The organism is Candidatus Acidulodesulfobacterium acidiphilum (assembly GCA_008534395.1).
Taxonomy (GTDB): Bacteria; SZUA-79; SZUA-79; order Acidulodesulfobacterales; family Acidulodesulfobacteraceae; genus Acidulodesulfobacterium_A; species Acidulodesulfobacterium_A acidiphilum.
In genome coordinates, this window is record SHMQ01000044.1 from 1 (window position 1) to 14890 (window position 14890).

15 protein-coding genes and 1 tRNA gene are annotated in these 14890 nt (G+C 37.2%); 9 read left to right on the forward strand and 7 right to left on the reverse strand.

Annotated features, from left to right (window positions below):
- Positions 1 to 140 precede the first annotated feature (140 nt).
- Both EVJ48_09445 and EVJ48_09450 read left to right on the forward strand, forming a co-directional pair.
- Positions 141 to 557 (forward strand): hypothetical protein, encoded by a 417-nt coding sequence (locus EVJ48_09445; GenBank protein ID RZV37115.1) that lies wholly within the window; start codon positions 141 to 143, stop codon positions 555 to 557.
- Positions 558 to 726: 169 nt separating this feature from the next.
- Positions 727 to 1488, forward strand: coding sequence for a sulfite exporter TauE/SafE family protein (locus EVJ48_09450; protein ID RZV37116.1), 762 nt, complete (start codon positions 727 to 729; stop codon positions 1486 to 1488).
- Positions 1489 to 1868: 380 nt separating this feature from the next.
- Here the strand turns inward: EVJ48_09450 and EVJ48_09455 are convergent, their stop codons facing one another.
- Complete coding sequence (locus EVJ48_09455; protein ID RZV37117.1) at positions 1869 to 3209, reverse strand: acetate/propionate family kinase; 1341 nt, start codon at positions 3207 to 3209, stop codon at positions 1869 to 1871.
- A gap of 87 nt (positions 3210 to 3296) precedes the next feature.
- Between EVJ48_09455 and EVJ48_09460 the strand changes: the two genes are divergently transcribed.
- The 3 genes from EVJ48_09460 to EVJ48_09470 all read left to right on the forward strand — a co-directional run bounded on the left by EVJ48_09460 (position 3297) and on the right by EVJ48_09470 (position 4355).
- Complete coding sequence (locus EVJ48_09460; protein ID RZV37118.1) at positions 3297 to 3932, forward strand: class I SAM-dependent methyltransferase; 636 nt, start codon at positions 3297 to 3299, stop codon at positions 3930 to 3932.
- Between the two features lie 46 nt (positions 3933 to 3978).
- Positions 3979 to 4143 carry a rubredoxin gene (locus tag EVJ48_09465; GenBank protein RZV37119.1) on the forward strand — a complete coding sequence of 55 codons (165 nt, stop codon included), beginning with the start codon at positions 3979 to 3981 and terminating at the stop codon, positions 4141 to 4143.
- Between the two features lie 137 nt (positions 4144 to 4280).
- Positions 4281 to 4355, forward strand: a tRNA-Gly gene (locus EVJ48_09470).
- A gap of 20 nt (positions 4356 to 4375) precedes the next feature.
- Here EVJ48_09470 and EVJ48_09475 read toward each other — a convergent pair.
- The 4 genes from EVJ48_09475 to EVJ48_09490 are packed head-to-tail and all read right to left on the reverse strand — an operon-like array spanning position 4376 to position 6780.
- The gene (locus EVJ48_09475) at positions 4376 to 4687 is read right to left on the reverse strand and encodes a hypothetical protein (GenBank protein ID RZV37120.1); all 312 of its coding nucleotides are present in this window, start codon (positions 4685 to 4687) and stop codon (positions 4376 to 4378) included.
- 51 nt (positions 4688 to 4738) lie between these two features.
- Positions 4739 to 5584, reverse strand: coding sequence for a hypothetical protein (locus EVJ48_09480; GenBank protein ID RZV37121.1), 846 nt, complete (start codon positions 5582 to 5584; stop codon positions 4739 to 4741).
- A 48-nt stretch (positions 5585 to 5632) separates the two neighbouring features.
- Positions 5633 to 6508: a hydrogenase accessory protein HypB gene (gene hypB / locus EVJ48_09485; protein ID RZV37122.1), complete on the reverse strand. Its 876-nt coding sequence runs from the start codon at positions 6506 to 6508 to the stop codon at positions 5633 to 5635.
- Between the two features lie 32 nt (positions 6509 to 6540).
- Positions 6541 to 6780 (reverse strand): hydrogenase maturation nickel metallochaperone HypA, encoded by a 240-nt coding sequence (locus EVJ48_09490; GenBank protein RZV37123.1) that lies wholly within the window; start codon positions 6778 to 6780, stop codon positions 6541 to 6543.
- A 189-nt stretch (positions 6781 to 6969) separates the two neighbouring features.
- On the opposite strand from EVJ48_09490, the gene EVJ48_09495 reads away from it, so the two are divergent.
- From EVJ48_09495 to EVJ48_09510, 4 genes are all read left to right on the forward strand, one after another.
- A complete protein-coding gene (locus EVJ48_09495) occupies positions 6970 to 8262 on the forward strand; it encodes a hydrogenase (protein ID RZV37124.1) in 1293 nt (430 codons plus the stop codon).
- An 81-nt stretch (positions 8263 to 8343) separates the two neighbouring features.
- Entirely contained in the window at positions 8344 to 10029 is a 1686-nt protein-coding gene (locus tag EVJ48_09500) for a nickel-dependent hydrogenase large subunit (protein ID RZV37125.1), read from the forward strand.
- Between the two features lie 25 nt (positions 10030 to 10054).
- Positions 10055 to 10840 (forward strand): Ni/Fe hydrogenase, encoded by a 786-nt coding sequence (locus tag EVJ48_09505; GenBank protein RZV37126.1) that lies wholly within the window; start codon positions 10055 to 10057, stop codon positions 10838 to 10840.
- Complete coding sequence (locus tag EVJ48_09510) at positions 10837 to 11328, forward strand: hydrogenase maturation protease (protein RZV37127.1); 492 nt, start codon at positions 10837 to 10839, stop codon at positions 11326 to 11328. The genes EVJ48_09505 and EVJ48_09510 overlap by 4 nt, the downstream gene beginning before the upstream one ends.
- A gap of 20 nt (positions 11329 to 11348) precedes the next feature.
- Here the strand turns inward: EVJ48_09510 and EVJ48_09515 are convergent, their stop codons facing one another.
- Together EVJ48_09515 and EVJ48_09520 are read right to left on the reverse strand one after the other, a co-directional pair.
- Positions 11349 to 14153, reverse strand: coding sequence for a carbamoyltransferase HypF (locus tag EVJ48_09515; protein RZV37128.1), 2805 nt, complete (start codon positions 14151 to 14153; stop codon positions 11349 to 11351).
- A gap of 95 nt (positions 14154 to 14248) precedes the next feature.
- On the reverse strand, positions 14249 to 14890 hold a 642-nt coding region (locus tag EVJ48_09520; GenBank protein ID RZV37129.1), incomplete at its 5' end, for a hydrogenase expression/formation protein HypE.

The window sequence follows — 14890 nt, forward strand, 5'->3', positions numbered from 1 at the left end:
ATCGTTAAATTTTTTTATTTCGGCTATTTTAATATTAGGCGGCATTATATTTGTAATACTTAAAGAAAAAAAAGCGGAAGTAAAAGAAGAGACCATTGAAGATTTAGAAGAAACATTTGATAAATAATAAAGGAGGAACAATGCAAAGAATGTCTGTTGTTATATCCAATGATGCATTTGATGCGATATTAACGCCGTTTGATTTTATACATCTAGGAACTGCTATTTATGACGAAATAAATGTTTTATTTGTCGGGTTTGCCGCAAGACTTATGACAAAAGAAGGTATAAAAAATGCCGAAGATTATTTAATCCATAAAAATATGCTTGATGAATTAAAGGAGGGCCTAAAAAGAATAGATCTGCCTGATAATTTATATTCAATAATTAAAGAATTAAAGCGGACTGAAGGAATGAATTTTTATATTTGTTCAAATGCCGCCGCTAAATTTTCTATAACAGCTGAAATGCTTCTGCCTGAAATTGACGGCATAGTAGGAGCCGCATGGTTTTTAATTGAAAAAGCAAACAAATCCGAAATATTTATGCAATTTTAATTTATTATTTTATATATGAAAATTTCTTCAACAAGTTATAAATACTGGATTCCCGCTTTCGCGGGAATGACACCCGTTTAGTGAAAAGTTAAATCCCCGCATTGTCATTCCCGCGAAAGCGGGAATCCAGTAAAAAAAATTCTAATGGTGAGTTAAGGTATATTATTATATGGATATTTTAAATATAGTTATACTTTCTATAACGGGAATAATAGTCGGCGCAGCGACGGGTCTCATTGGAGCGTCCGGCGTTATAATAGTCGTTCCCGTGCTTGCTTTTATATTTAATGTACCAATTTCAATAGCAATAGGCACAAGCCTTTTAATTGACGTTATAGTCTCATTTTCGGTGACTGCAACGTATGCTTTTAAAAATAGAGTTAATTATCGTATCGGCATACCTACAATGATAGGAGCGGTAGTTGGCGCACAACTCGGCGCATATATTTCAGTCAGTATGCCTCAGAGGCTTTTAGAAATAATATTCGGCATATTTATGTTGTTAATGGGCGCTTTTTTCTTAAAAACAAAAGGAAAATATCAAGAAAAAAGGGTTTTCTATTTTGAGAATCCACGCATAAATTTTATAATTATACTTATTTTTGGTTTTATTATAGGAATTCTTGCAGGTCTTCTCGGCACAAGCGGCGGCGTATTATACATGCTTGTGTATATTATAGTCTTTGGATTAGCAATAAAAGATTCAATAGGAACATCAACGCTTGTTATGATTATAGCTGCATTAAGCGGAGCTATCGGTTATATCGGTTTAAAACATATAAATTTATTTGATGCATTTTTTATAGGGATTATTGCAATTCCTTCAGGAATTTTGTTTGCAAGAATTGCAATTAGAAGTAAAAAAGAGACGCTTATTATTATTTTAGGCATTACTTTGATTGCTGTGGGAGTTTCAATGTTATTTCATTAAAATTCCGCGGTTTATTTTTTGCTAAAAAAAATCCGGTCTCTTTAGAGACCTGACCACCTTTAGGAGGAGTGATGGAAAACTTATAGTTATTAGTTAGTTATTAGTGATTATGTGAATTAAATAAAATTACCTATAATTGCCGTAAAGCCTCCTTGCTTTAGCAATGGGAATATAAGGCAATATTTTTATAGAAATATAAGCCCTGATATTTTATTATGTTGAATCATTGTTGAAAAAATATTTGAATATTTGAATAGTCTGTTTTTGCTAAAAATAAAAAATAATCTATAATTAATCGCTAAAAATAATAAAAAACGATAAAAACTATTTAAAATTAAATTGTGAAGTTTCTAACGGTGAGTTAAGGTTATTATTTTGATTTAATTTTTATTTGAATTTTTCAAATCATCCAAAAGGTTTATAGATTCAAACGCCATCTGAAGTTCTTCATCGGTATGGACGGCAAAAACTTTTACCGAAGAAGACTCGTCGTTTATAGGTTTAACAGAGTCGTCGATATTTACCGTGCCGAACGGATTATGCGACTGAAAATACTTTGCGGCGGCTGTGTTTTTTTCGCCGTCTAATTTTAAACCAAGATAAGTAAGATTGTCGCAGACTTCTTTTCTAAGCGGACCTGAGTTTTCGCCTATTCCACCAGTAAAAACAAGCGCGTCTATACCGTTTAAAACTGCGGCATACTGCCCTATAAATTTTATTATTCTGTATATATACATTTTTAAGGCAAGTTTTGAATATTCGTCGTCAAACTCAGTTAATTCTTTAAAATCATAAGTTTTTTTGGATATTCCTAGAAGACCGCTTTTCTTGTTTAAAATTTTATTTAAGTCGTCATCCGTCAAATTAAGTTTTTTCTTTAAAATAAACGGCACTTCAGGGTCTATATTTCCGCATCTCGTCCCCATCATAAGACCTTCGAGCGGCGTGTAACCCATAGAAGTGTCTACGGACTTTCCGTTATTAACGGCACAGACGCTTGCCCCGTTTCCGAGATGACAGATAACCATTTTTTTTATGGCATTTTTATCGCCGTATTTATATTTATTATAAATATTAAATAAATTTACTATAAACGCATATGAAATTCCGTGAAAACCGTATTTTTTTATGCCCATCTTCTCGTAATATTCTATTGGAATAGGATAAATCGCCGCATAGTCCGGAACGCCTGCGTGAAAAGCGGTATCGAATATGCATACTTGGCGTGCATCAGGCATAAGCGATTTCATTACTTCAAGCCCCTTGAGGTTGGAAGGGTTATGAAGCGGCGCGATGTCGTTTAGTTCGGCTAATTTTTTAACGTCTTCGCCGCCGGCTATAAGAGGTTTAACGTAATCTTTACCGCCGTGAACGTATCTGTGTGCAACTAAAACATTATAAGACGCAGACTGACCTTTCTTTTCGGATTCTTTAGTTAAATCGTTAATGAAGGCTATTTTTTGTAAAATAAATTTAAGCGCAGTTTCATGGTCCGAAAAATTTCGTTTTTCGTTTTCGGTTTTGTTTTTATCTTTAAGATAAAAAGAGCCGTATTCCGTCCCTATCTCTTCTATCCTACAGGACAAGACTCTGTCTATATTATTTAGCGGCGATACGCCGTTTTTTGAATCTGCCGAATAATTCGAAAAGTTAAAAAGGGAAAATTTTATAGAAGAACTGCCGCTGTTAATAGATATTATTTTTAAATTTTCGGTAAGCATTCTGAATATTTTCGAAAAATAGATAAATTAATAAAATTTAAAAATTAAAATATTGTATTTCCGCTTATTATATAATATAATAAACAAATGCACAAATTTAATCCTGCGCACCACAAAAGGTTAGACTCGGAAGAAAGGCATAAATTTATGCCTCCGGAACTTATCGTAAACGAAATAGAAAAAACTGCTATAGAATATTTTAAAAATTCGGACGCCGTAACGTTTGCCGACCTCGGCTGCGGAAGCGGTTTTTTCTCTATACCGCTTGCCAAAAGAGCTAAAAATTTTAAAGATAAAAAATTTATTCTTTTTGCTTTAGACGTCAGCGAAGAAATGCTCGGCGTCTTTAACGGCAAACTTAAAAAAGATAAAGATATAGACCAGACGGATACCGGTTCTTGCAAAATAAAATGCGTAAAATGCGAAGAATTCTTCATTCCGCTCGAAGACTCCTCCGTGAACATTTTGCTTCTGGCAAACGTCTTCCATGAAATAGAAAATAAAATCGATTACCTTAAAGAAATTAGACGGGTTTTAAAAGACGGCGGTACGTTTTTCCTTTTAGACTGGAAAAAAGAGGATCCTAACCCCGTGATGGGGCCTCCCTCTGCCGAAAGGGTTTCTACGGAAGAAGCAGAAAAAGCCCTTGAATCGTCGGGTTTTAAAAACATAAAAAACCTGCCTTTATATTCTTCGTCGTTTACGATAGTTTCAAAAAAATAAAAATAAAATAAATATAAAACAAAAAAGTAAATTAAAGGAGAGTGAAATGCAAAAATATAGATGCGAAGTATGCGATTATATATACGACCCCGAAAAAGGAGACCCTGACGGCGGAATACCTGCCGGAACGCCGTTCGAAAAACTCCCCTCATTCTGGGTATGCCCTGTTTGCGGCGCAGCCATTATTAAATTCACTCTGGTTCCGGAATAATAAATTTCGTAATAATAATTTACCAAAATTATTCATATTTTAAGTTTATATTTTACGCTATTGACAAAACACTTAAAATATACTTTAATATATGAATAAGTTAAATGACAAATTTAACTTTTGTCTTTCTCACGAATGCGGGAATAGCTCAGTGGTAGAGCATTACCTTGCCAAGGTAAGGGTCGCGGGTTCAAGTCCCGTTTCCCGCTCCATTAAAATATCATTTTAATTTTTATATTTTTTTACGCTTTGGTTTTTGAAATATACATTCATTGATTTCACCCATATTGTAAATCCTAAGTTTGTGGCTTCTGGGGAATTCACGCTTTAAAAGCTTTTTAAAAATTCCGTTCAGTCCGTTAAAATCGGAAACGAATTCTTCGTCGAAAAAACCCCTTTCAAGTATGCAGTATTCATCTTCTTGAGACCTGATAACGTAAAATCCCCTGTCTCTTTTATAGCTCCTTACGTCATAGTAATGTCCTATCGGAATATTTTTTAATTTTTTGAGGAGGCTGTCTATAAAAGTTTCTTTCGCTATCATGCCGTTAAAGTATTTCTAAAATTTAATAAATATAAAAACTATTGCCGTCGGCTATTTAATAACCGGAGTTTCAAAATATTTTACCGTTTTAGATATATATTCTCGGACGTTTGTTATATCGGTTTTATTAGTTTTATCGGTTATAATATTTGCCGTCTTATATTTCATAACTGTCGAAAGCAAAGCGCCTTTGCGGGCCAATATGTTTAATCCGTAAACCGGTATTCCTTCGATTTCTGATTTGCATATTCCATGGTGGTGTCCGAAAAAAACCATTTTAGGCTTAATTTTTAAAATTAAATCCCTGAGGCCGACCGCCTTAGGATAATACCTGTTTTTATCGTTGTCTTCTATAAGTACTCCTTCCGGCGCATCATGGGAAATAAAAATATCAATGCTTCTATCTTCATTTTTTTTGTTTTCGTCCGCATATTTTAACAAATTATTTATTTCACTTTTTGTATAATGTCTGTCCGATTCTTTATAATTAAAATGTTCGGGGTCGTATTTTCCGCCGATACCGGCTGCTATAAGCCGCTCGCTGCCTATATTTATTTCAGCTACGGTGCCGTTGGGAATATAAAAAAGATTTTTAATAATTTCTAAATCGCCCGATAGTTTTACCGAATTAAGAAAATTAAAATCTTCGTTGTTGCCGTTTATAAAATACGTCTTAACCGGAGCGGTTTTTTTCTCTTTGTACCAGCGCGGAAAATCTCCCGTTCCGCTATGAAATTTAGTAACGCCGTCGTGATAGTCGGCATTTACCCATATGCCGAAATCGCCAACCTGCAGAATAACGTCAAAATTTATTTTAAGTTCCGACTCAAATTTCTTTACGCAATTATAAAATTTATCTATCCTTCCGTGAACGTCTCCCGCCGCACAAATATTCATTTTAATTTATTTATTTAATTTAATTTAATTTTATAAAAATGTTTTTATTTATAAATATATGCCTCCGCCAATGCCATTAAACTCTTCGGCTTTTAATCTTACTTTTTCTTTTATGAATGAAGCGAAGTCCAAAATTCCTTTATCTATTACTTCCGGCCTGACGGTATTGTCCGTATCTCCAGAGACGCGAACCGAACCGCCGTGCGCGTTTATCTTTCTTTTGCAGGATGTTTCAAAAATTACAAGTTCTTTATTTATAGACAGAGCGTTTTCTTTTATTTTTGAAACATCCGAGTCGAGAACCGGAAGCAGGTCTGTTTTATTTATTATCATAACTTTTGATTTATAAAAAGCCGCCGGATATTTTAACGGCTTATCGTCGCCTTCGGTTACCGAAAGCACGACCGCTTTCATATCTTCCCCTAGATTGTAAGAAGTAGGACATACTAAATTGCCCACGTTTTCTATAAAAATTACGTCCGCATCGTTTATGTTTAAATTATTTAAAGACGTATTCACCATATTTGCGTCTAAATGGCACGTTCCGTTTGTAATAATTTGATATGACGGTATATTTAAAGCGTTAATCCGCCTTTTATCTAAATCAGTTTCTACGTCGCCTTCTATAACTGCGATATTTAAGCCTTCGGATTTTAAAACCGGCACTACAGATTCCAGCAAAGAAGTCTTTCCCGACCCAGGCGAACTTAAAAAATTCATAACAAAAGCTTTCCCGAATAACGCTTTATTTTTTCCGGCGATAACTTCATTCGATTCTAAAGCGTTCAGCCTTACCGTTAAGGACCTTCCACCCGTTCCCGTTCTGCCTAAATGTTTGCCGCCGCCGCTTCCAAACGCTCCTATGCCCGTGCCTGCGCCGCCTCTGCCTGAGCTTCCGCGGTTAATACCGTTAGAGTTCGGCATAAAAACCTCCTTATTTATAATTTATAAATAAATCAATCTACTATAATTTCTTCTATTTTAATTTCATCGGAATCGTTTGAAATAAACTCCAGCGAAACCTCTTTAAATCTTTCGTCGTTGATATTTTGAAACGCAAAAGACAGATAATTTTTGTCTATTCCCGAATATCTGCCTATAATAAGTTTAATCGAATCTACTTTCTTTACGCCCTTTAAATATCCGTTGTCTTCAAGCGTGTCAAGTATTTCGAGGGCTACGGAAATTTCATGCATATAAAAAATAATAAAAAATTAAAATATTAAAAAATTATTAAAAAAAATTATTTGACATTTTATAATTTTGCGATATGATTATAGAAAACATTATATAACATTTATCACTCAAATATATATTAAAAAATATTTGTTTTTTCGTCTGTTTATTAATTTATCTGCAATTTAATTTAGAATTTAGGAGGCTCTATGGCAAACGATAACCGTTCCAATTCTAACGGAAATAATTCCGACCCGGATTTTAAATGGGATCCTCTAAGATTTATATCAAAAAAACCCGATGAAGTTTTAAAAAAAGTAGATGACAGATTAGATGTGCTGGAAAAAGAATACTTCAGCGATAAAAAAGATAAAGAAGAAAATCTTCCCAATATTTTAGAAATTTACGGCGTTTCAAGAAGAGATTTCCTTAAATGGACCGCTTTTTTAACCTCCGCTTTAATGCTTCCTTATATATTCGAACCGAGAGTAGCAAGAGCCGCAAATATTCTAACAAGAACGCCTTTTATATGGCTTGATATGGCAGACTGTATGGGAAATACCGAAGGCTTTCTAAGAACCGCCCACCCTACGCCGGCTGAAATTATACTTAATTACGTCAGCGTAAACTATATGGAATCTATAATGGCTCCCGCCGGCTATCAGGCTGAAACAAGAAGAACGGAGACGGTTAAAAAATATAAAGGTAAATATATACTTGTAGTCGAAGGCGCTATACCTACCGGAATGGACGGGAAATTCCTTACCATCGGGGCAAAAGGAGATACAGGCTTAAAAATAACCAAGGAAACCGCAAAACATGCCGGAGTTATAATCGCAGTAGGAAACTGCGCCGCTTACGGCGGAATACCCGCTGCCAATCCAAATCCGACGTCGGCAGTAGGCTTAAGTTCCGTTACTAATAGAAGCGTTATAAACATACCAGCTTGTCCAGCAAATCCGGTAAATCTAGTAGGCACTCTCGTTGAATATATATTAATTGGAAAAGCGCCGCAGTTGGACAGCCTCGGCCGTCCGTTATGGGCTTATTCCGGCAGGCTCCACGACAACTGTTACAGAAGGGGTCATTTTGAAGCCGGCGAATACGTCAGGCAATGGGGCGACGACGGAGCCAAAAAACAATACTGTCTGTATATGATGGGTTGTAAAGGTCCTTTCACGTGGAACAACTGTACTACCGCCGAATATAATCAGGATATCAGTTTTCCCATGAGAGCGGGTCACGGATGTATAGGATGTTCGCAGCCTGCATTCTGGGACAGAATGACGCCGTTCGAGAAGCCTAATGCTGACGCAAAAATTATAATCCCGGGCATAGAAGCGACCGCAGACGAATTCGGAGTGGGATTGTTTGCGGCGGCAGGCGCCGGAATTGCCGCACATGCCATATATACCGGAGTTAAAAAGAAAAAAGAGCATAAAAAATCTAAAAACGAAAAAAACGACGATTCCGGAAAAAATGACGATAATAAGAAGGAATAACTTACTAAAAAATAAACATTAACAAGTTAAAATTTTCAATATAAATATAATAATTATTACAATAATCTCTTTGGAGGATATATGGCAACAAAAATCATAGTCGATCCCGTGACTAGAATAGAAGGACATCTCAGAATAGAAGCTATTCTTAACGGCAATGAAATAAGCGAAGCATACTCTTCCAGCACTCTTTTTAGAGGCATAGAACTTATACTTAACGGAAGGGCTCCGGAAGATGCGGGTCTTTTTGCTCAGAGAATCTGCGGAGTATGCACTTATGCTCATTACGAAGCCGCAACATGGGCGGTAGAAAACGCTTTGGGAATACATCCGCCAAAAAACGCCAGAATTGCAAGAAATATACTTAAAGGCGCCCAGATGGTGCAGGACCACTTAGTCCATTTTTATCAGCTTGCCGGATTAGACTGGGTAGATATAGTATCTGCGCTTCAAGCCGACCCTAAAAAAACCATGGATTTAGCTTATGCTTACACCAAAACGCCTTATAATGCAAGTCTGGCAAGATTCGAAGAAGTAAAGTCTAGGCTTGGCGCTTTCGTTAAATCCGGACAGTTAGGGCCTTTTGCAGGTGGTTACTGGGACAATCCTTCTTATAAACTACCGCCGGAAGGCAATCTTTTAATAGCATCGCATTATTTAGACAATCTTAATATTTTAAGGATACCCGCTCAGATTATAGCTATTCTCGGCGCTAAAGACCCGCATCCTCAAACCTGCGTAGTAGGCGGAATATCTTCTATAGCCGATATTATCAACCCGCAAAGAATGGACGACATACTGTTCAGGATAGGAAAAATTACCGACTTCGTTAATAACGCCTATATTCCGGATTTATTGACGGCGGCACAGTTTTATAAAGAAGAAGCTATTCAGGGAATAGGCGGCGGACTAAAAAATTATCTTTCTTACGGCGCCTTTCCGCAAACGGATGACGAAAATCCGGACGATTATTTTTTGATGAGAGGAGTAATTTTCGACAGAGATTTAAGCAAGGTTCACAAGTTGGACGAGAAAAAGATAACGGAATTCGTAACGCATTCATGGTATAAATATCCGAACGAAAAAATAGGACTTAATCCTAACGTAGGAATAACAGACCCCGATTATACGGGATTAAACAAAGACGGAAGCCTGAAAGAAGATGAAAAATACAGCTGGATTAAATCGCCGCGCTATGAAAATAAGGCTATGGAAGTAGGTCCGCTCGCAAGAACGTTAGTAGCATACGCAAAAGGCAATAAAACGATAAAATCTTTGGTGGACTACGTTTTAAAAACATCGGGCTTGCCTGTAACCGCGCTCTTTTCTACGCTTGGAAGAACGGCGGCAAGAGGTATAGAAGCTAAATACGTCGCCGACGCATTGGAATCATGGACTTTAGAACTGATTAAAAACGCCGCCGTCGACCAGACAAGCTGGACAAAATACGATATGCCGTCGAAAGAGATTATAGGCATAGGTTTAGACGAAGCTCCGAGGGGTTCGCTCGGACACTGGGTAAGAATAAAAGACAAACAGATAACCCACTACCAGATAGTCGTCCCTACTACATGGAATGCATCTCCAAGAGATGCATTTAATAATCCCGGAGCATATGAAGCGTCGTTAGTAGGCGTAAAACTTGCAAACGTATCGCAGCCGTTAGAAATTTTGCGTACGGTTCACTCTTTCGACCCATGCCTTGCGTGCGCGGTGCATTTAATAGACCCAAGAACAAACGAAATAAAAAAATATAAAATTTGTTGACCAGATTATTTAATTAACTTTTAAAATGGGGTTAATTATGCAAAATAAAAATAGTAAATACGGCGAAATTCAGTTAGTTCACAGAATGACGGTTATAAAAAGAATTATACACTGGTCTTTCTTTGCGGCGATTATTAACAATATTATTACAGGATTTTATATAGCTTATCCTTTCTTAATATTCGGAAAAACTCCGACGCAGGCAGATTCGCTTTCTACCGGCGTTTTAAACTCCGGCGAAACTTATCAGGCGTTTATAATGACTTGGATGAGGGAATTTCACTTTATAGGAGCGGTAATAATAGACGTTATTTTTTTCGTCTGGCTTTATCTGGCTTTCTTTTCATGGAAAGAGCCGCTATATAAAAGTTTTATTCCTTTCGGCGATAAATTGGAAGAAGCATGGAGAATGCTGAAGCACTACTTCACGCTTAAAGACAGGCCGAAAACCGGCAGGTATCAAGACCCTCTTAATGCAATAATATTCACGTTATTTCATCTGCTTATACTTCTTCAGATGCTTACCGGATTTCAAATGTACGTGGCTTCTTTTACCGGAACTTCGGCTGTAGGCGCTTGGTGGCCGTGGCTTCTGCATTTTTCTACCGACTGGACGCTCGTAGTATTCGGGGGATTAACAGGCGTTACCCTCGTGCATCTTTTTATAATGTGGCTCATTATAATATTTATAGCTTATCATGTTTATATCGAAGTATGGCGTTCGATAATGTGGAAAGAGGGCGATATTCTTATACCCTTCGGAGGCTATAAATATATGAGAAATAAATCTGAATCCGAGTCCGATATATGACGGGAATTATAGGAATAGGCAATCTGATATTAAAAGACGAAGGAATAGGGGTTCATTTTATAAATTTATTAAGAAAAAAATATATCTTTGAGGGCAATATAAGGTTAATAGACGGAAGCACTCTCGGATACGGGCTTTTGGACGACATATTCAGCCTCGACTATATCATAGCGGTAGATGCCGTTAAAACGGACGAAAAACCAGGAAGTATATTTAAGTTCGATTCGGATAATCTTCCCGTAAATTTAATGAAGAAAACTGCGCACGACGTAGAATTTATCGACGTAATTTCAATGTGCGGACTGCAGGGGCATAATCCTAAAATAACGTTTTTTGCAATATCTCCTGAGGACTGCACCGGCGTAGGAACCGATATTTCGGAACCGCTAAAAAAAGCCATGCCCGCTCTAGAAAAATTAGTTTTGGACGAAATAAAACCGCTCGGCATAAACTGGAAAATAAACACGGAATACGCCGCTGAGATTTAATTGCGGCGCCGTATTATTAATTATATAATCCCGCCGTAAACCGCCTGACCTAATGCAATACCTCCGTCGTTAGAAGGTATTTTTTCGTTAAAATAAACGTTAAAACCGTTATTTTTAAGAATAAGAGCCGCTTTATTCCTAAGCGAAGCATTCTGGAACACTCCCCCGCTCATACAAACGTTTTTACATCGTGACTTTAACGCCGCATCCAGTATAATCATAGCAAGAGTATTTATAAACCTCTCCGCTATAAAACCGGCTTTATACAGCTTATCTTTGACTTTATTTTTGTCTTTGTTTTTATTTTTATCTTTATCGTCGTTGTTATTCTTGGTTTGAACTATATCGATAATATCGCTGAACATAGGATAATAATCGACCGTAAAAAAATCCTCTTTTTCCTCGTTTTTCTCATTGCGCTTATTATAATTATCATGCTTATTATCATAGCGTATTTCATATTTAAAACAGTCTTTTTTAGTTATTAAATTAGCTTTAGTAATTGAATTAGCCTGCTCTCCTGCGCTTTTGCTTTTGCTTTCGTACTCAAGACATAAATTTTCTAAATAAACGGCCGCCTCTCCTTCGTATGTTATATCTCCTTTGAAACCGCACAAGCATGAAACGGCGTCGAAAATTCTTCCGCATGAAGATGTAAATGGGGAATTTAATCCGTTTTCCCTCATTTTATGAAATATACTTATTTCTTTTTCGGAAAAACCGGTTAAACTTGAAATATTTTTAAAAATATCCGGCGATTTAAATATACATTTCGATTTAGATTTAATATAGATATCGCTATAATTATCGTCATTATATTTACCGGCTTTTTTGTCCTCGTTATGCAAAATAGCGGCGATATTTTCCTTTTCCGATAAAATGCCGAACAGAATTTCTGCAAGAACCCTTCCCGGCGATTTAACCGCTTTATCCCCTCCGATAAGCCTGAATTTTTCAAAACTGCCTATTCTTTTTAAATTATCATATTTCCCTTTAAAGAATTCTCCGCCCCATATAGTCCCGTCGTCTCCGTAGCCAGTTCCGTCGAAAGCGATGCCGAAAACTTCTTCGTTTAACCCAAGACCGTTTTCAGCCATACATGAGATAACGTGCGCTCTGTGATGCTGGAGAGATATGCCTTTAATATTTTTTTCCTTTGCATATTCTTTAGCCCATTTAGTATTTTCGTAATCGGGATGACTATCGTAAACGACTGCTTCCGGTTTAAAGTCGTAAAATTTTTCAAAATCTTCTATGTTATTTTTGAAATTAGCAAACCCGGCGGCACTGTCCAAGTCGCCGTTGTGCTGACTTAATACTATCGCGCCTGCATCTTCTCCGGCGTAAGCTAAGGCAAAAACGTTTTTAAGAAACGCTCCCGACGCCAAAACGTTTCTTTTTAAATTAAAAGGGAGATTTAACGGTTCGGGAACATAGCCTCTTGAGCGCCTTATAAAAAAATAAGAAGCAGTTTTATTATGATTTTCATATTGATTTTTATCTGCATCCGTGCCGTAATTATGCGCATTATTCAAATTATATTCGTTGACCGCATTGACCTTTATAACGGAATCGTCGCATCTCCTCAAAATATCCCTGTTATGGATTAAAAAACCGTCCGCAATGTTTTTCAACTTTAAAAACGCCTCTTCATTCTCCTTTACTATCGGTTCTCCGCCGATGTTTGCCGAAGTAGCGACTAAAGGCCCGTCTAAAAAAGCGAAAATAACATAGTGAAGCGGCGCATAAGGCAAAAAAACGCCGATATCTTTAAGTCCGCAGTTTACGTAATAAGAAAGTCCGCCTCTGTCTTTCAATAAGCATATAGGTCTTTCCTTAGAGTTCAATAAATCTGCGGAAATACCGTCTATGTATGCATATTCCGACGCCTGTCCGATGTCCTTAAACATTACGGCGAAAGGTTTTTTAGGCCTGTTCTTGCGCTCCCTTAATAATCTCAAGGCGTCGTCGTTTGCGGCATCCGCCATTAAATGGAAACCGCCTATTCCTTTAACGCAGACGATACCGCCTTCTTTAATTAAATTCACTAACGATTTTACGGCGTTTGAACTTTTTAAACGGTTTGATTTTAAAACCTCGGCTATATCTTGCGTCCTTTCCTCAATGCCGCTTAAACTATGTGTATAATTATCTATTTTCGATATATCCGAACTCAAAATAAATTCTACTTCGGGACCGCAGGCGAAACATCCGTTAGGTTCTGCATGAAACCTTCTGTCTAAAGGATTTTTATATTCTGTTTGGCATTCCGGACACATCGTAAATTTATACATAGACGTAGAAGCCCTGTCGTACGGCAGTTCTTTAGATATGGTAAATCTTGGGCCGCAGTCCGTGCAGTTAATAAACGGATATAAATATCTTCTGTCGGAAGGATTTAAAAGCTCGTTTAAGCATTTGCCGCATATTGCTATATCGGGAGGTATCGTTAAATTTAATTTATCAACGGCATGGGCGGTTTTATCCGATTCTTTAATTTCAAACGTTTTATAAAAAAAATGCTCTTGTTCGATAAAATCGATATAATCTACTATTTTATCTTTTATTAATGCAAGAGGAGGTTTTTCCGAATCTGAATCTAAAGAATTTATAAAGTTATGAAGAGCGTTTTCGTCGCCTTCTGCTGAAATTTCGACGCCTTCGTCGTTATTTAAAACATAGCCTTTTATTCCGTATTTTTCCGCAAGCCTGTAAACGAAAGGTCTGAACCCTACTCCCTGAACCCTGCCCGACAGTCTAATCTTTGCTCTTTTTATTACGGCATTGACGGCATTATTATTATCATCGCAATTTTTATTATTCATAGGATTAACGTTTATCGAAGAATCCTTTTTTAGCTCTGCTTAGTTTTTCTTAGTTCTGTTTAGTTTTGCTTAGTTCTGCTTAGCGGAAACTTTTTTCAGCATATTCTCGGCAAAAGTTCTCCGGAAGGATAGTCGAGTATCCTTTCCACTCCGTATATTCCTTTTAAAATAACTTTTCCGGAAGAATTATTTCGTCCTCCGTCCGCACTTTTTCTTCTTATCCTTGAAACAGCAGTTCCAATTATATTTGCATTTTTACCAAGCGGATGAGACCTGAGGATGCCAAGAGTTTTCTCCGCGAATTCAGGTTTTACCGCAAATACCGCCCTGCCTTCGCATGCAAGCTGGTAAGGTTCAAAACCGAGCAGTTCACAAAAACCTTTTACCGGAGGGCTTACCGGAATTTTATCTTCTTCGGCGTAAATATCGATATCCGCCGCCATAGCCCATTCGTTAAGGACAGCGGCTAATCCGCCCCTCGTTGCGTCTCTTACGGCTTTCACCTTTATACCGCCGCTTAAAACGGCATTTATCATACCCCACAAGGAAGCGCAGTCGCTTTCAATTTCAACGTCCATTTCTATCCCTTCCCTCTGCGACATAATCGCAGCGCCGTGGTCGCCTACATTACCCGAAACTATAATTATATCCCCTTCTTCTATGTTATAGACCGAAATGCCGCCGTATAAAATCTCCCCTATTCCGCTCGTGTTTATAAAAATTCCGTCCGCTTTTCC